The sequence below is a fragment of the Acidovorax sacchari genome (assembly GCF_042847045.1).
Taxonomy (GTDB): Bacteria; Pseudomonadota; Gammaproteobacteria; order Burkholderiales; family Burkholderiaceae_C; genus Paracidovorax; species Paracidovorax sacchari.
In genome coordinates this window covers 777,267-793,774 of the sequence record NZ_AP035783.1, presented here as the reverse complement: position 1 = coordinate 793,774, position 16,508 = coordinate 777,267, and the positions used below count along the sequence as shown (strand labels likewise).

The 16,508-nt window shown below is 70.3% G+C and carries 16 protein-coding genes; 4 read left to right on the top strand and 12 right to left on the bottom strand.

Annotated elements, in window-relative coordinates; all coding sequences use genetic code 11:
- The first annotated feature begins 109 nt into the window (after positions 1-109).
- Entirely contained in the window at positions 110-280 is a 171-nt protein-coding gene (locus ACGHC0_RS03670; RefSeq protein ID WP_011793934.1) for a hypothetical protein, read from the top strand.
- A gap of 87 nt (positions 281-367) precedes the next feature.
- On the opposite strand, the gene ACGHC0_RS03665 is transcribed toward ACGHC0_RS03670, so the two are convergent.
- On the bottom strand, positions 368-1,048 hold the full coding sequence (locus tag ACGHC0_RS03665) for a DNA-3-methyladenine glycosylase I (RefSeq protein ID WP_415267458.1): 681 nt from the start codon (positions 1,046-1,048) through the stop codon (positions 368-370).
- Between the two features lie 96 nt (positions 1,049-1,144).
- On the opposite strand from ACGHC0_RS03665, the gene ACGHC0_RS03660 reads away from it, so the two are divergent.
- Positions 1,145-2,293, top strand: a complete 1,149-nt coding sequence (locus ACGHC0_RS03660; protein WP_415267457.1) for an aminopeptidase — start codon at positions 1,145-1,147, stop codon at positions 2,291-2,293.
- Positions 2,294-2,324: 31 nt separating this feature from the next.
- Here ACGHC0_RS03660 and ACGHC0_RS03655 read toward each other — a convergent pair whose 3' ends face one another.
- The 7 genes from ACGHC0_RS03655 to ACGHC0_RS03625 form a co-directional block, all read right to left on the bottom strand.
- Positions 2,325-2,579 carry an acyl-CoA-binding protein gene (locus ACGHC0_RS03655; protein ID WP_415267456.1) on the bottom strand — a complete coding sequence of 85 codons (255 nt, stop codon included), beginning with the start codon at positions 2,577-2,579 and terminating at the stop codon, positions 2,325-2,327.
- Between the two features lie 190 nt (positions 2,580-2,769).
- Positions 2,770-3,681, bottom strand: a complete 912-nt coding sequence (locus tag ACGHC0_RS03650; protein WP_415267455.1) for a transporter — start codon at positions 3,679-3,681, stop codon at positions 2,770-2,772.
- Positions 3,682-3,725: 44 nt separating this feature from the next.
- Positions 3,726-4,973 carry a GTP-binding protein gene (locus ACGHC0_RS03645; RefSeq protein WP_415267454.1) on the bottom strand — a complete coding sequence of 416 codons (1,248 nt, stop codon included), beginning with the start codon at positions 4,971-4,973 and terminating at the stop codon, positions 3,726-3,728.
- Positions 4,970-5,668, bottom strand: a complete 699-nt coding sequence (gene nthB / locus ACGHC0_RS03640; protein ID WP_368354025.1) for a nitrile hydratase subunit beta — start codon at positions 5,666-5,668, stop codon at positions 4,970-4,972. The genes ACGHC0_RS03645 and nthB overlap by 4 nt, the downstream gene beginning before the upstream one ends.
- Positions 5,669-5,724: 56 nt before the next feature.
- Positions 5,725-6,330 (bottom strand): nitrile hydratase subunit alpha, encoded by a 606-nt coding sequence (gene nthA / locus ACGHC0_RS03635; RefSeq protein ID WP_368354024.1) that lies wholly within the window; start codon positions 6,328-6,330, stop codon positions 5,725-5,727.
- 70 nt (positions 6,331-6,400) lie between these two features.
- Positions 6,401-7,915 (bottom strand): amidase, encoded by a 1,515-nt coding sequence (locus tag ACGHC0_RS03630; protein WP_415267453.1) that lies wholly within the window; start codon positions 7,913-7,915, stop codon positions 6,401-6,403.
- A 36-nt stretch (positions 7,916-7,951) separates the two neighbouring features.
- Entirely contained in the window at positions 7,952-8,464 is a 513-nt protein-coding gene (locus tag ACGHC0_RS03625) for a group I truncated hemoglobin (RefSeq protein ID WP_415267452.1), read from the bottom strand.
- A 415-nt stretch (positions 8,465-8,879) separates the two neighbouring features.
- Between ACGHC0_RS03625 and ACGHC0_RS03620 the strand changes: the two genes are divergently transcribed.
- Complete coding sequence (locus ACGHC0_RS03620; RefSeq protein ID WP_415267451.1) at positions 8,880-9,830, top strand: helix-turn-helix domain-containing protein; 951 nt, start codon at positions 8,880-8,882, stop codon at positions 9,828-9,830.
- Positions 9,831-9,874: 44 nt separating this feature from the next.
- Here the strand turns inward: ACGHC0_RS03620 and ACGHC0_RS03615 are convergent, their stop codons facing one another.
- From ACGHC0_RS03615 to ACGHC0_RS03605, 3 genes are all read right to left on the bottom strand, one after another.
- Entirely contained in the window at positions 9,875-11,485 is a 1,611-nt protein-coding gene (locus tag ACGHC0_RS03615) for a methyl-accepting chemotaxis protein (RefSeq protein ID WP_415267450.1), read from the bottom strand.
- A 150-nt stretch (positions 11,486-11,635) separates the two neighbouring features.
- Positions 11,636-12,739, bottom strand: a complete 1,104-nt coding sequence (locus tag ACGHC0_RS03610; protein WP_415267449.1) for a M14 family metallopeptidase — start codon at positions 12,737-12,739, stop codon at positions 11,636-11,638.
- A gap of 162 nt (positions 12,740-12,901) precedes the next feature.
- Positions 12,902-14,113, bottom strand: a complete 1,212-nt coding sequence (locus ACGHC0_RS03605; protein ID WP_415267448.1) for a M20 aminoacylase family protein — start codon at positions 14,111-14,113, stop codon at positions 12,902-12,904.
- Positions 14,114-14,190: 77 nt separating this feature from the next.
- On the opposite strand from ACGHC0_RS03605, the gene argE reads away from it, so the two are divergent.
- Positions 14,191-15,354 carry an acetylornithine deacetylase gene (gene argE, locus ACGHC0_RS03600; protein ID WP_368354017.1) on the top strand — a complete coding sequence of 388 codons (1,164 nt, stop codon included), beginning with the start codon at positions 14,191-14,193 and terminating at the stop codon, positions 15,352-15,354.
- 7 nt (positions 15,355-15,361) lie between these two features.
- Here the strand turns inward: argE and ACGHC0_RS03595 are convergent, their stop codons facing one another.
- Positions 15,362-16,504 carry an ABC transporter substrate-binding protein gene (locus ACGHC0_RS03595; RefSeq protein WP_415267447.1) on the bottom strand — a complete coding sequence of 381 codons (1,143 nt, stop codon included), beginning with the start codon at positions 16,502-16,504 and terminating at the stop codon, positions 15,362-15,364.
- Between the last annotated feature and the right edge of the window lie 4 nt (positions 16,505-16,508).

Here is a 16,508-nt window from a genome sequence, read left to right as displayed (position 1 = left end):
GCAGCGTCAATGGCAACTGTCTTACAAACCCGGCCGCCAGGAGGCTCCGCGGCGCGTCTATGGCTTAATAGAGGGTTTTCACAGCACGTTCCAGCAGGAGTCTCACACCATGGGCAACAAGATCGTTACCGAAGCCGACCGCAAGCGCACCCCCCAACCGAAGCCGCTGCCCGGCATGTCCCTGCCCACGGGCGGCCGCGGCCAGCGCGTGAGCCTGGAGCGCGGCGTCGCCACGCGCAGCAAGAAGAACCCCGGAAAGCGCTCCAAGAAGGGCGGCTGAGCCCCCTTTTTCCAGCGGCGGCGCCCCGTGCGGCCGCCCCTGCGCCCCGAAGCCCTCCTGCGCGAGGGCTTTTTTGCGTGGGACCGCTCAGCGCGCGGGCCCGGGCACCTGGAACGCGGCGCGCGCGGCCTGGGCCGCCTCGCGCGTGGCGCAGCCCTCGATATGGTCGTTGACCAGGCCCATGGCCTGCATGAAGGCGTACATCGTGGTCGGCCCGACGAAGCCGAAGCCACGCTTCTTCAGGTCCTTCGACAGGGCCACGGCGGCCGGCGCGGTGGTGAGCGACTTCGCGGCCGCCAGCGTGAGCCGCTCCGGGCGCCCCTCGGCGGCGGCCGGCGCGAAGCGCCACACGTAGTGCGCCAGGCTGCCGAATTCGCGCCGCAGCTCCAGCACGCGGCGCGCATTGCGGATGGCCGACTCGATCTTGCCGCGGTGGCGCACGATGCCGGGGTCGGCCAGCAGGCGCGCCACGTCGGCCTCATCGAAATCCGCCATGCGCTCGGCATCGAAGTTCGCGAAACCCGCGCGGAAGGCTTCGCGCTTGTTGAGGATGGTGATCCAGCTCAGGCCCGCCTGGAAGCCTTCCAGGCAGAGCTTTTCGAACAGGCGCCGGTCGTCGCTCACCGGAAAGCCCCATTCATGGTCGTGGTAGTGGCGGTAGAGCGGCGTGGCGCGGCACCAGAAGCAGCGCGCGGGTTCGGCCGGGCCATCCGCGAACAGCCCTTCGGGCAATGCGGGAGCGGCGGGCGCAATGGGATCGTGGGGCATGGCGCCATTCTAGGGAGGCTGCGGCCGGGAACCGGCCGCCGCTCCGTACACTCCACCGTGCTCCTGCGGGTCGTTTCGCGCCCGTCTCCCTGCCCCATGACTTCCCAGACTCCATCCCCTGTCCGCACTGCGCGCCTCGCGGCCGCCGGCCTCGCAGGCGCCCTACTCGCGGGCTGCGCCCATACCGGCGACACGCTCGGCTACTACTGGCAATCGGTGCGCGGCCACCTGCAGATCATGCGGGCCGCGGAGCCGGTGGACGACTGGATCGCGCGGCCGGACACTGCCGCGCCGCTGCGGGCCCGGCTGGAGCTCGCGCGACAGGCGCGGGCGTTCGCGGTCACCGAACTGCACCTGCCCGACAACGCCAGCTACCGCCGCTATGCCGACCTGGGCCGCCGCGCCGCCGTCTGGAACGTGGTGGCCGCACCGCCCGATTCGCTCACGCTGCACACCTGGTGCTTTCCCATCACGGGCTGTATCGGCTACCGGGGCTACTTCGCGGAAGGCGACGCACGGGCGGAAGCCGCGCGCCTCGCCGCCGACGGGCTGGAGACGGCCGTGTACGGCGTACCCGCCTATTCCACGCTGGGCTACACCAACTGGCTGGGCGGGGATCCGCTGCTCAATACCTTCATCGGCTGGCCCGAGGGGGATTTCGTGCGGCTGCTGTTCCACGAACTGGCCCACCAGGTGGTGTATGCCAACGGTGACACGATGTTCAACGAATCCTTCGCCACGGCGGTGGAGCGGCTCGGCGTGGCCCGCTGGCTCGCCGAGCGGGCCACGCCGCAGGCCCGGGCCGAATACGCGCTGGGTGAGGAACGGCGCGCCGCGTTCCGCGCCCTGGCCCGCGATACGCGCGAGCGGCTGGCGGACCTGTACGCACGGGAAGCGGGTCAGCCCGGGCTGCAGGAACACAAGCGCGAGGCGATGAAGCAGTTTCGCGCCCGGTACGCCGGGTTGCGTGCCGGCTGGCTGGCGCAGGGCACGCAGCCCGCGCAGGTCGCGGGCTATGACCGCTGGGTGGCCGAAGCCAACAACGCGGCCTTCGGGGCGCAGGCGGCCTATGACGACCTCGTGCCCGCCTTCGAGGCGCTGTTCCGGCGGGAGGGAGGCGACTGGCCGCGGTTCTACCAGGCCGTGCGCCGGCTGGCCGCGCAGCCGCCGGACGGGCGGCTGCGGGAACTGCGCGCCGCGCTGCCGGCGCCCGGGAACGCCGCGCCCGCGCCGGCCGCGGATTGAAGCGGCGCCCGGCGGGGGCGCGGCGCCGGTCTCAGCTCAGGGACTCGATCAGATCGATGTACTGCTGCTTCGCGGCGTCGCCGGCCGTGCCCTTGAGCCTGGTCCAGGCGTCCCACTTGGCGCGGCCCACGACGTCGGAGAAGCCGGGGCGGGCCTCCGCGTTGTCGCCCGCGGTGGCCTGCTTGTAGAGCGCGTAGATCTTGAGCAGCGTCGGGTTGTCGGGGCGCTCGCTGAGGTTCTTGGACTGGGCCACGGCGGCTTCGAAGGCGGCGTTCAGGTCGGACATGGGAAAGCGTGTCTCCGGGAGGGATGGGGATGGCCGGGCCGGCAGACCCGGGCGCGGCGCTCTGCCGTGCCTGCCTATCTTAGGACCATCCCGCTCACGGTCTTCTGATTGCCGCCTGTCTGGGCGTGGCGACGCTGCCCCGTGCAGACAAGACGCGGCAAGGACGCCGGAAGGGTGGCGCCAGCCGCTCTCAGAATACCTTGAGCACGCGCAGCGTGGCGCGCACATCCTCCTTGAAGCCGGCCCGGACCTTGATGTCGCGCTGCACCAGCCCCTGGATCTGCAGCGTGGGGGTGACGAACTTCGAGACCTCCAGGCGGAGCTGGTCCGCGCGGGTGGCCTGGCCGGTGTCGACGCCATCGAGGCGCTGCCTGCCGCCCCGCAGGCCGGAATAGCCGGCGGAGAAAGTCCAGGAGGCGTCGGACGGCGGCGTGTAGGTCAGCCAGGCCTGCACCTGGTAGCTGTTCTGCTGGCGCAGCCGGCTGGAGCCGGCGCCGGCTTCGTCGTTCGTGCCGTACCACATCACATCGGCGGACAACTGGCTGCCGAAGCCCGCGCCGAGCTGGTGCGTGCCGCCGACCTGGAGGTTGGCCTTCCAGCGGTTTTCGCCGAGATTGAGCGTGCGGCCGGCGCGGTAGCTGCCTGCGGGCACGAACAGGTAGGGCACGACGGCGAAGGTGGTGCCGGGCTGGTTCACGAGCCAGACGGGTGCCGCGAGGATGGGGTCGCCCGTACCGCTGGCCGATTCCAGTGGCACACCGCCCAGCGAGCCATCGTACAGGCGGCCGTAGGGCAGCAGCACCTGGGGCGCGAACGCGAAGCCGCCGAGGTCCATGTAGCGGACGTAGCGGAAGATGCCCACGGTGGATTTCAACCCCGTGCCCTCGCGCAGCGCGCTGCCGCTGCTGGTCCAGAAGCTGTCGCGATCGGTGTGCGTCAGGTAGCCGAGGACGGCATTCGTGCCGGCGGGCGCGGGGATCAGGTCCTGGGAGTTGAGGTCCACGGCGTAGGCGTAGCCGGCCAGCAGCCAGACGGCGGCGGCCAGGGCCGCTTCGCGGGTGCAGCGGCGAAGCGCGGGGAAGTGTTCTGTGATGGTCAGCATGGGGATGGTTCCTGTTCTTGCGTTGCGGTCTTGGAGCCTGCGGCCTAGGTGTGCGGCGCCGTGGCGGCGGCGTCGAAGTCGTGCGCGCCCGCCAGCGCGGTCCAGTGATCGGGCCCGGCCTCGATTTCGCCGAGGGCGAGCAGGCAGGCATCGAGTTCGTCGCGCAGCCGATCCCAGTCGATCTCTTGCCCGATGAACACGATCTCCTGGCGGCAGTCGCCGACGTGCTCGTCCCATTTTTCGAGGATGCCCTGGCGGCGGTATGCGTCCTGCGGCCAGTCGGGCTGGGCGATGAAGCGCCACCACCGGCCTGCGCGGCCCCACTGGAAGCGGCCGCCGGTCTGCACCAGCATGCCGATGTCCTGGTAGTGGTTGGCCGTCCAGAGGTAGCCTTTGCTGCGCAGCAGCCGGCCGTTGCTCCAGGGCTGCCGCAGCCAGGCCAGCAGGCGCCCGGGGTGGAACGGCGTGCGCGCGCGGTAGACCCAGGATGCGATGCCGTAGGTGTCGGACTCGGGCGTGCGCTCGTCGTCGGCGGCCATGCGCTGCATCCAGCCCGGCGAGCGCACCAGGCTCGGCAGGTCGAAGAGGCGGGTGTCCAGCACCTGGGCGAGGTCGACGCGGCCTTGCACCATCGGCAGGATCCGCGCCGACGGATTGAGCCGCGCCAGCAGCGCCTCGAGTTCGGCGAAGCGTGCCTCGCCGATGACATCCAGCCGGCTGACCAGGATCACGTTGGCGTACTCGACCTGCTCGATCAGCAGGTCGGAGAGCCTGCGCGGCGGCGTGCCGTCGCTGCCCTGCGCCTCGACCGGCGTATGCGAGGCCAGCTGCTGCTCGAAGGTCTCGCCGTCGACCACCGTCACCAGCGTGTCCAGCCGCGCCAGCTCGCTCAGGCTGAAGCCGGCGCTGTCGAGGAAGGCGAAGGTCTCGGCCACCGGCATCGGCTCGGAGATGCCCGTGGATTCGATCAGCAGGTAGTCGAAGCGCTGCGAGCGGGCCAGCGCGCTGACCTGCTCCAGCAGGTCGGCACGCAGCGTGCAGCAGATGCAGCCGTTGCTCATCTCGACCAGTTCGTCGCTGCCGCGGTGCAGCTCCACGCTGCGCCGCACGTCCTCGGCATCGATGTTGACCTCGCTCATGTCGTTGACGATGACGGCGACCCGCATGCCGGCGCGGTTGCGCAGGATGTGGTTGAGCAGCGTGGTCTTGCCCGCGCCGAGGAAGCCGGAGAGCACGGTCACCGGGATCCGGGGCGGCGCCCCGGGCGGCGACGGGGGCGCCGCCATCGTCATGCTGCGACGCTTTCTTCGACCGGGCGGGCCGCGGACTGGCCGGCCACCGGCGCCTGGGCGACCTTGTCGAGGTAGCCTTCGAACAGGTCGACCACGACGAAGCCTTCGTCACAGGCATCGCCCCAGACGTCGCGGTTGCTGAACTGCACGTGGTAGGTCGGCTGGATCGCGGCGCTTTTGTCGCCATGGCCAATGGCGTCGGGGAAGGGCCACTTCTCGGTCGTGCGGTGCAGGACCACGCCCTGCTTGCCGCGCACGTAGCCGGGCGCACGGATATGGCCGGCCACGTATTCGTCGCGCACCACCACGCGGTCGCCGACCTCGAAAGGCGCGCGGCCGGCTATGGCCGCCCGGCCCCCGGAGCGGGCCGGCGCGGCGAGCTTGAAGTGCGAGCCCAGCGCCGCGTCGAGTTCCGCCTGCGTGAGCACGCCCAGCTCGACCATCAGCGAGGCCGTGGCGATCACGTAGCGCTCGTAGTACTGGGTGCCCGCCTGCTGGCGGAACTCGATGCGCTCGACCGCGTGGCGCACTTCGTCGACGCTGTAGAGCTTCATGTGGTCGGCGCCGAGGAACATCAGGGTGTAGGCCAGGTGCTCCCAGTCCTGCTTGAACACGGGCTTGTAGCTCAGGGTGTTGATGGCGTGGGGAATCCGGCCGAAGCCCTGGACTCCGCCGAGATCGTGAAAACCGTCCATGATCGAATCTCCGAAAAAAGGGGAAGAAGGTGGGGGGAGAAAGGGAGTGCGGCGGCTCAGCCCACGCGGGGCAGCGCCACGCCGATGAGCACGTCCTTGGTGACGAGCGACTGGAGCCGTTCCTCGCTCCAGCCCTCGGTGCCGGCGGGCCGCATCGGCAGCACGAGGTAGCGGGTTTCTGCGGAGGTGTCCCAGACCTTGACGGTCATATCCTCGGGCAGCTCGGTGCCGAGTTCGCGCAGCACCGTGCGGCCTTCGCGGACCAGGCGGGCACGGAATTCGAAGCCCTTGTACCACTCGGGCGGCAGGCCCAGCACCGGCCAGTTGGTGCACGAGCACAGGCTGCACACGATGACGTTCTTCACCGTGGGCGTGTCCTCCAGCGCCACGATGTATTCGCCCTGAGGGCCGGTGTAGCCGAACTGCCCGCAGGCGGCGGTGCCGTCGCGGAGCAGCAGCGCGCGGTAGGCCGGATCGGTCCAGGCCTTGGCCACGACCCGGGCGCCGTTGGCCGGGTCGAACTTGTTCGCCAGCAGGTCGGTCAGGCCTTCGATGTAGCCGTCCGGAATGAGGTTCTTGTCCTTGAGAACCTTGAACAGCGCCCAGGCCCGTTCGCCGGGCGTGGAAGTCTGGACGGGAGCGGTAGCGACGGAAGCATTCATGGGGAGACTCCTTGTGTTGCAAACGAGAAGGGGAAGCGCTTGGCGGGGACGACGGGGCCGGGGCGGCGCGTCAGAGCTGCCGCCAGTCGGCGCTCGCCTCGAAGGCGGCGGCGGCCTGGTAGATCGTGCTTTCGGCGTAGTGGCGGCCGACCAGCATCAGCCCCACTGGCAGGCCGTCGACCGTGCCGCAGGGGATGGACATGGCCGGGTGTCCGGTGATGTCGAGCGGGGCCGTATTGCCGATCATCTCGAAGGCGCGGCCCACGTATTCGGCCAGCGGCGCTCCGGGCTCGGGCAGCTTCTGCGCGACGATCGGCACGGTGGGCATCAGCAGCAGGTCGTAGTCGGCGAGCGCCCGGTCGTAGCCTGCGCGTGCGCGGCGGGCGATGTTCTGCGCCTTGGCGTAGTAGCGCCCGTGGTAGCGCTCCAGGCCGTACTGGCCGACGAACATGCACAGCTTGAGCGTGGCCGAGAGGGCATCGGCGCCATCGCGCCAACCGGCGTGCCGGTCCAGCAGGCCGACGTCGTAGAGGCCTTTCCAGCCGAAGCCCATGCCGTTGCCGTGCATCATCTGCGCGGTGAGGCCTTCACAGCCGATGGGCTGCCACAGCGCCCCGGCCAGGCCGTGCTCGGGCACCGAGACCTCGCCGACGGTGGCCCCGAGCCCTTCCAGCCGCGCCCCGGCCTCGCGCACCTTGCCGGCCACGCGCGGGTCCTGGTTGGCGAGCCCGAAGCCCTCGGCGAGGATGCCGATGCGAAGCCCCCCGGCGCCGCGCCCCAGGGCGCGTGTGTAGTCCTCGGCCGGCGGCGCGTACTGGCGGGGATCGAGCCCGTCGCTGCCGGCGATGACGCCGAGCATCAAGGCGTTGTCGCGCACGTTGGCGGTGATCGGGCCGATATGGTCCACGGTGGCCTCGATCGGCATGACGCCGGTATAGGGCACCAGGCCGTGGGTCGGCTTCATGCCGTAGGTGCCGCAGAAGGCCGAGGGAATGCGGATCGAGCCGCCCTGGTCGCCGCCGATGGCCAAGTGGGCCGCGCCAGAAGCCACCAGCGCGGCACTGCCGGACGACGAGCCGCCCGACGAATAGCCATGCCGATGCGGGTTGTGCACGGGTGCAGGGTCGGACGTGTGGCTGCCGCCGGACAGGCAGAAGTGCTCGCAGGTGGCCTTGCCGAGGATGGTGGCACCGGCGTCCAGCAGCCGGGTGGCCACGGTGGCGTCGTAGGCCGGCACGAAGCCTTCGAGGGTCGAGGAGCCGTTCACCATCGGCACGCCGGCCAGCGCGATGTTGTCCTTGAGCACGACCGTGCGGCCGGCCAGCGGGCCTTCGGCCGCGCCGCGCACCTCGGCCTTGCAAGCCCAGGCGTTGAGGGGGTTCTCGTCGCCGCTCGGGCGGTGGCCGCCCTCGCGCGGATAGCGCACGGCGGGGATCTCGTCGGGCAGGCCGTCGATGAGGTCGTAGGCGTCGAAACTCGGCTGCATCAGCGCGAGGTATTCGGTGGCCTGTTGCGGCGTCAGGTGCATGTGCAGCCGGGCGGCGAGGGCCTGGAGCTGTTCGGGGTTCGGGCGTTCAATGGGCATTGCGGGGTCCTGTGGGCTGGGGGCTGCGCAGGCGGTTCAGTTCTGCGCGGCAGCGCTGGCCGCACCGCCTCGGGCCGGCCAGTGGACGCCCACGCTCTTCATGCCCTTGGACACGTCCATCTCGGGGTGGGCGAGCACCACGTCGCGGTACGAGGGGCTGCCGATGACGGCCGGCTTGAACTTGACGATGAAGGCGCTGACTTCCTCGCGGATGTCCTGCGGCACGCCGAAGTTCTCGTAGCACTCGTCGATGCACTCGATGACGGCCTGCCAGTGCACTTCGGTCAGGCCCATGCCGCGGTGCGCGGTCACCATGTCGCGGCCGCGGTACACCGTGTTGCCTCCCCAGTGCTGGCACAGGAAGTCGACGAAGTTGATGTGCTCCTTCTGGAAGGTCGACTCCGACATGTGGCTCCAGATATGGCCGATGGCGGGGTGCTTCATGCACACCCTCAGGATCTCGCCGGCGAACTTGTGGATGGCGTCGTAGCCGCCGAGGCGCTCGTAGAGCGAAGGCTTTTCCTGCGTGGCGCTTTGTGGGTCAGTCATGGGGTTCTCCATATCAGGGGTTGGCGGTGGCTCTTGCGGGGCCGCACGGCAGCTGCGGCCCTTGCGCTGGCGGACCCGGGCGGCGGCCCCGGGGAGGGCCGTGCGGTACCGTGCCGCTGCGGAGCCCATTGTTCGCAAGCCGACCTGGCCGCACTTGGTTCAGAAGGACATTCGCTTGTCCGGCGCGGACAGGTGTGCGCGCCGTCCGCCCGGGCTGCGGTGCGCCCCCAGGGTGGTGCATGGCATCCGATGAATACACCGGATTGGTGCGCTGGCAGGGCGGGAATCCGCCGTGGCTGCGGGCCTCGCTGGCACGCTGTCCCGCATCCACGCGGTGGCCTGCGGGCATGTCGCTTGCTTGATTGAATTCCCACGCGCCGCTCTGCTCTCCGCACGCCGCAACGAGGTTCATGCCATGACTCATCAATACGCCACCACCGTCGTAGCCCCCTCGCGCCGCTTCGAGTACTGGAACGAAGTGGTGTGCCGCCATTGCATTCCGGCTGCCAGCCAGCCGCTGGAGGACACGGATTTCGATGCGCGGCTGGACGTCCATCCCGTGGGAACGCTCGACATCTGCTCGCTCTCCGCCCCGATGCACTACTGGGAGCGCACCTCCTCGCACCTGCGCACCGGACCCGACGACGACCTGTGGCTGGGCTTCAGCCACGATGGCCATGGCCTGCTCGAGCAAGGCGACCGGCAGGCCGTGCTGGACCGTGACCGGCTGTTCCTCTACGACGCCTCGCAAGCCTTCCGCTTCAGCCTGGGCGGCAGCAACCATCTGATACGCATCCCGCGCCATCTGCTGAGCGCTCGGCTGCCCGGCGTCGAGCACATGACCGCCACCGTGCTCGACGATCAGCGCCCCGGCGTCATCCCGCTGCGCGAGATGCTGCGACAGGCCGCCGCCGGGTCGGCCTGCCTGGAGGACGCGGCGGTCTCCGGCCGGTTCTCGCAGACGCTGATCGACCTGCTCGTGCTCAGCCTCGAGCTGCAGGATCTCAGTGTCGTCCAGGCCGAGCGGGACCTCTACGCCCGGGTCATGAACCACATCCGCCGCCACCTCACCGACCAGGAACTCGGCCTGGACAGCATCGCGCGGGCCCACCACGTGTCCACGCGCACCGTGACGCGCGCCTTCGCGCGCCACCACAAGACGCTGATGCAGGTCATCCGGCAGGAACGCCTGCAGGCCTGCCGCACGGCCATCGAACGGGGGCATGTGCGCAGCGTCTCGCAGGCGGCGCTGGACTTCGGGTTCTCGGATTTCTCACACTTCAGCCACGCTTTTCGCAACGAATTCGGCGTGCCGGCGCGGGAGTTGCTGATGCGCCGGCAGTCCGTGGAACTGAAGAGCCGCTAGGTCCGGGCCGAGGCGCCCGGGCATCAATCAGTGGGCGGCCGGCCTCACAGACCCGCGGTCGGCGCGGCGGGCGGGGGAAGCGCGGCAGCGGGCCTGCCCTTCAGATGGAACACCTCCACGGCACGCACCAGCTCGGCCGCCTGGCTGCTCAGGCTGCTGGCCGCCGCGGCCATCTGCTCCACCAGGGCGGCGTTCTGCTGCGTGGCCTGGTCCACGTGGGTGATGGCTTCGGCGATCTGGTCCACGCCCTGGCTCTGCTCGGCGCTGGAGGCGCTGATCTCGCCCATCAGGTCGGTGGCGCGGCGGATCGAGGCGACCACCTCCGTCATGGTGGCCCCCGCCCGGTCCACCAGCTCGCTGCCGCGGCCCACGCGCTCGACGCTGCCGGTGATGAGCGCCTTGATCTCCCTGGCCGCCGTGGCGCTGCGCTGCGCGAGGGTGCGTACCTCGGCCGCCACCACGGCGAATCCCCGGCCCTGCTCCCCGGCGCGCGCGGCCTCCACCGCCGCGTTCAGCGCGAGGATGTTGGTCTGGAAGGCGATGCCGTCGATCACGCCGATGATGTCGCCGATCTGCCGGCTGCTGTCCTGGATCTCCTTCATGGTGTCCACCACCTGCGCGACGACGGTGCCGCCATCGGCCGCCACGCTGGAGGCTGCCTGGGCCAGTTCGTTGGCGCGGCGCGCGCTGTCGGAGTTGCGGCGCACCGTAGAGCCGAGTTCTTCCATGGACGCGGCGGTCTGCTCCAGCGCCGAGGCCTGCCGCTCGGTGCGGGCGGACAGGTCGTGGTTGCCCGCCGCGATCTCGCGGCTGGCGGAGGACACGTTCTCCGAACTCGACCGCACCGTGGTCACCACGGCCGCGAGCCGGTCGCGCATCGAGGCCAGGCCGGCCATCACGCTGTCGCCGTCCCGCGCGCGCACCGGCACGTCCACGGCCAGGTCGCCCCCCGCAACGGCCAATGCCACGCGCTTGAGGTCGGGCGGGTCCGCGCCCAGCTGGCGCACCACGGATCGCAGGTACCAGCTCAGCCCGGCGAGGCAGGCCACCACGATCAGCACCGCGATCGTGGCGAGGTTGCGGTCGGTCCTGGCCAGTTCCTGCACGTCGTTGATGCGCGCGGACAGGCGTTCGCCCTGGCGCTGTTTTTCCTTCCCGAGCGGCTCCAGCAGGCGGTTGCGCGCGGGAATGGTGCGGTCCACGAGCATGGCGAACGCATCCTCCTTGCGGCCGGCCTGGATGAGCTGGATGTTGTCGGTGCCGGTGGCCCAGAACTCATCCATGAGCGCGGGCAAGGGCGCGTATGCCTGGCGGCCGTCGTCGGAGATCATGTTCTCCCCGAACTCCTTCAGCGTCTTCTGCAGCAGGGTGCGTTTTGCCGCGATGTCCGCCAGGGTGGCGTTGAGTTCTTCGGGCGTGCGCGAGAGGATGGCGTGCCGCAGCTGCAGCGAGGCCCGCGTGACGTTCAGCTCCAGCTCTGCGATACGCTGGAGCTGTGGAACGTTGTAGGCGCGGACGATCTCGGCATCGCTGCTGAGCCGCTCCATCATGGTCCAGATCGATACGGCCACTATCGCCAGCAGCACGAAGATGAGCGCGTTGATCGCCGCCAGACGTCGCGCCATTGTCCAGCCGCCCCTTGCCTGCCCTGCCATGGATGCTCCTCCCGTCACGGTGAACGGCCGTGTGGTGTTCCGGAGCGCCCTCTCCCGCCCCGGTCACTGCCGATGTGGTTGGTGTATGGACATTGTTTGCAGGAATTCGCAAAAAAACCAGGGGGCACGCACGCCGTGGCGGCAGGCGCGTCACGAAAATCGCTGCAGGCCGTCCGCGGCCTGCCACAGCGCCTCGCGCGCCTGCTCGACAATGCGCGCCTTCCACGCGGGCGTGTCGCCATAGAACGCGGCCAGTACCTGCTGCCGGATCACCTCCGCCTGGCCGGCGGATGCCTCGGGATGCAGGTGCAGCCAGTGGTCGGCGCGCAGGGCCTGCAGCACCTCCAGGAGGGGAACGGTGCCGTATTCGAGCGCGATGCCGGTCATCTCGGCCTGCGGGCACTCTTCGTACACGCTGTTCCACATGAGCCCGGTGAGGAAGGCGGAGCTCGCCGAGCCGTCGTAGATCGACGTGACCGGCGTCGCGCCATCCCCGCCCCACCAGGCCCGCGCACGCGCGATGGCGGCGGCATCGTTGCGGCCTGCGTAGATGCGCTCGCCATGGCCGCTCGGCCCGAGGCCGGTGTGCAGGTCGATCCAGGCGATGTGCCGCGCCGCGGCGCCGTGCGCGCGCAGCACGTGCCGCAGGGTGAGGTTGCTCCAGGTGGGTGCGGTGCCGCCGAAGAACAGCCCCTGCGGGAACTCGTGCTGCCCCCTGGTGATCGCGGCCTGCCACGCCGCTTCCCCGCGCTCGGCGATGAACGCGGCCACGGCGCGCTCGTTCTCCGGCGACGGAGGCCACCGGGCCGGCAGCAGCAGCGGCGCGACATCGCGGTAGGCCTCGTTGACCGGCAGGGGCCGGCTGAAATCCAGGAAATTGCGGTTCAGGTCCACGTTCTCGTGCGTGGCGCGGCGCATGTGCGAGAAGCCGTGCGGGTTCAGCCCGTGGATGTAGAGCACCGCCAGCCCCGCATCGCGGGCCCGCGCGCGCCACGCCGCGTCGTGCAGCGCGAACACCTGCACCCCGCTGCCGCAATGGCCTTCCACGCCGTGGCAGGCGCTGCTCAGGATGAGCAGGCGGTGCGCATCGGCAGGGCCGTCGCGCACCACGTCCATCGCCAGCGCCTCGCCTTCGCGGCCCGGCAGCGGGTGCGGATGCGACTCCACCGCGAGGCCGGCCGCGGCCGCCGCATCGAGGAACTGCGCGCGGGCCTGCGCATAGGTGGAGGAAAACGCGTGCGCGGGGGCAATCATCCTGGGAGATTCCTGGGGAAATACGTCGGACGGGGGAGGTGGCAGAAGCCCGGAGCGCGGGCCTGCCCGCAGCAGCCCCAACAGCAGGGGCCGGGCCGGCAAGGGAGGCGGGCCCGAAAAAAAGCGCCACGGCCCGGCATGCAGGCCGCGGCGCGCGCGGCGTCAGGCGGCGGGACGCGGCGCCACCAGCCACTGCTGCGCCAGCTCGACCCAGTAGGTGGCACCCAGCGGCAGCAGGTCGTCGTTGAAGTCGTAGCTCGGGTTGTGCAGCGTGCAGGGGCCGCCGCCATGGCCCATCTCGCGGTGCGAGCCTTCGCCGTTGCCGATGAAGCAGTAGGCGCCGGGCCTGGCCTGCAGCATGAACGCGAAATCCTCCGCGCCCATGGTGGGCTCCTGCGGGGAGACGTGCTCCGCGCCCACGATGCCCTCCATCACGCGGCGCGCGAACGCGGCCTCGGCCGGCGAATTCACCGTGGGCGGATAGTTGCGGTGGAACTCGAACTCGCACGTGGCGTCGTGGGCGGCGCAGGTGTGCTCGGCCACCTGCTTCATGCGTTGCTCGATCATGTCCAGCACTTCCAGCGTGAAGGTGCGCACCGTGCCCTGCAGCTCGCAGCTGTCGGGCACCACGTTGGTGGCCTCGCCGGTGTGGATCATGGTGACCGAGATCACGCCGGCATCGACCGGTTTCTTGTTGCGGCTGATGATGTTCTGGAAGGCCTGCACCATCTGGCAGGCCACGGGCACGGGGTCGATGCCCATGTGCGGCATGGCGGCGTGGCTGCCCTTGCCGCGGATGACGATCCTGAACTCGTTGGACGAGGCCATGACCGGGCCGGGGCTGACCGCGAACTGGCCGGCGCGCATGCCGGGCCAGTTGTGCATGCCGAACACGGCCTCCATCGGAAACTGGGTGAAGAGCCCGTCTTCGATCATCACGCGCGCGCCGCCGCCGCCCTCTTCCGCCGGCTGGAAGATCAGATAGACGGTGCCGTCGAAGTCACGGTGCTTAGCGAAATGCTGGGCCGCGCCGAGCAGCATGGCCGTGTGGCCGTCGTGGCCGCAGGCGTGCATCTTGCCGGGGTGGGTGCTGGCATGCGAGAAGGTGTTGAATTCGGTGATGGGCAGCGCGTCCATGTCGGCCCGCAGGCCCACCGCGCGGCCCGAGGCACCGCCGTCGCGGCCGTGCACGATGCCCACCACGCCTGTCTTGCCCAGGCCGCGGTGGACCGGGATGCCCCATTCGGCGAGCCTGGCGGCCACGATGTCGGCCGTGCGCACTTCTTCGAAGCACAGCTCGGGATGCGCGTGGATGTCCCTGCGCACGGCGGCGATGGCGGCCGCCTCGGTGACGATGGAGTCGATGAGTTTCATAATGGATGCTTCCTTGGTCCGGAGAGTCTAGCCCTGCCTCCGCACGCGCACCAGACAGGGTTATTCCACACCCCACGATGCTGTCCGAACACGCCCTCTCGCTCGCCCAGGCCCTGGTGCGCATGAACACCGTGAGCCACCGCTCCAACCTGGAGCTCATCGATTTCATCCGTACGGAACTGGATCGCCTCGGCGTGAAGTGCCGGCTGACCTACGACGCAAGCAAGACCAAGGCCAATCTGTTCGCCACCCTGGGCGAGGGCAAGCCCGCGGGCATCATCCTCTCGGGCCACACCGACACCGTGCCCTGGGACGGCCAGGACTGGAGCGTGGACCCGCTCTCGGCCACCGTGCAAGGCGGCCGGCTCTACGGCCGGGGCAGCGCCGACATGAAGGCCTTCATCGCCATCGCGCTGTCGCAGGCGCGCCAGTTCCTGGAAAGCGACGCGCCCTTCGCCATCCACTACGCCTTCAGCTACGACGAGGAAGTGGGCTGCTTCGGCGCCCGCGAGCTCATCGCCGACCTGCGCGATGCCGGCGTGCGGCCGCTCGCCTGCATCGTGGGCGAACCCACCGACATGGTGCCGGCCATCGCGCACAAGGGGGTGTACCGCTACCGCTGCTGCGTGCGCGGCAAGGAGGCGCACTCCTCGCTCACGCCGCATTCGGTGAACGCGATCGAGATGGCCGCGCGCGTGGTCGGCCGCGTGCGCGACATGGCCGAGGGCTTCGAGCGCGAGGAGCCGCGCTTCGACGGCTTCGACGTGCCCTTCTCCACCGCCAGCGTGGGCCAGTTCCATGGCGGCATCGCCGACAACGTGGTGCCGCGCGACGCGGAGTTCCGCTACGAATTCCGCGACCTGCCCACGGCCGACGCGGCCCGCATGCAGGCCGAGGTCGTGGCCTATGCGCGCTCGCTGGAGCCCGCGATGCAGGCCGTGGCGCCGCAGACGGGCATCACCTTCGACACCATCTGCGAGATCCCGAGCTTCCTGGGCAGCGCGCAGGACCCCGTCACGCGCCTGGCGCAGCGCCTCGCGGGCGAGGCCGGCACCACGCTGGTCGCCTTCGGCACCGAGGCCGGCCTTTTCAAGAACGCCGGCATCTCCACCGTGGTCTGCGGCCCGGGCAGCATCCGCCAGGCCCACCAGCCCGACGAGTACGTGAGCCTGGAGCAGCTCGCCCGCTGCGAGGCGTTCATGCACGGGCTGGCGCAGACGCGGGAATTCGAGGGCCTCTGAGAAGGCCTCAGACCATCACCCGGCCGTCTCCGGTCAGCATCGACATCTCGACGAAGCGCGAGCCCGCGTGGCTGCTGCTGCTGAGGCTGATCGGATAGCCCGAGACCGTCGCGGTGCCGATGGCTTCCAGGCCGGCGACGAGGGACTCCCGCGTGGGCTTGCCACCGCCCTGGCGCAGGCCTTCGGCGAACACCCGGGCGGCCACGAAGCCTTCCATGCTCGAATAGTTGGCCTGCACCTTCCCGCCGCCCTTCCTGATCGCGTCCTGGAACTCCCGGGCGATCTGCCGCGTCGTCTGGTAGGGCGAGGGCATCACCTGCGAGACGACCACGCCGGCGCCGTCCCGGCCCAGCGCGTCGGCCAGGGCCTGCGTGCCCACGAAGGAGAGGTTGTAGAAGGTGCCGCCATAGCCCGCCTTGCGCGCCGCGCGCACGAAGGCGGCGCTCGCCGCGTAGGTGGTGACCATCACGATGGACTCCGGGCGGGCGGCCACGAGCTTCGCGACGGCCGGGGCCACGTCCACCGAATTGCGGGGCACGGTCGCCGTGGCGTGCGGCTTGAGCTGGTCCTGCGCCAGGGCCAGGGTGACGCCGTCCAGCCCGGCCTTGCCGTAGGCGTCGTCCTGGTGGAACACCGCGATCCTGCGCAGCCCCAGGTGGGTGAGCTGCCGCACGATCACGGCCGTCTCGTCGTTGTAGGACGCCCGGACGTGGAAGATCAGGCGGTTGAACGGCTGGCGCAGCGCCTCCGCCCCGGTGAAGGGCCCGAAGAAGGGCACCCTGGCCTGGTTGAACAGCGGCAGCGCCGCGAGGCTGGTGGGCGTGCCCACGTAGCCGAAGAGGGCCAGCACGTCCTGCTCGATGAACTTGCGGGTGTTGGCCGCGCACCGGTCGGGCTCGTAGCCGTCGTCCAGGGTGCGCAGCTCCACCGGCCTCCGGCCGATGCCGCCCTGGGCGTTGAGCGCGTCGAAATACAGCTTCGCGCCCGCGTGGAACTGCACGCCCAGCTGGGCGGACGGCCCGGAGAACGGCGCCGACTGGCCGAGCACGATGGGCCCCTCGGACTGCGCGCGCGCCGGGCCGAACCCGGCGACCGCGGCCATGCCCAGGCCGATGGAAAACCGCCTGCGCCCCAGAACTGCCTGCTTCATGGTG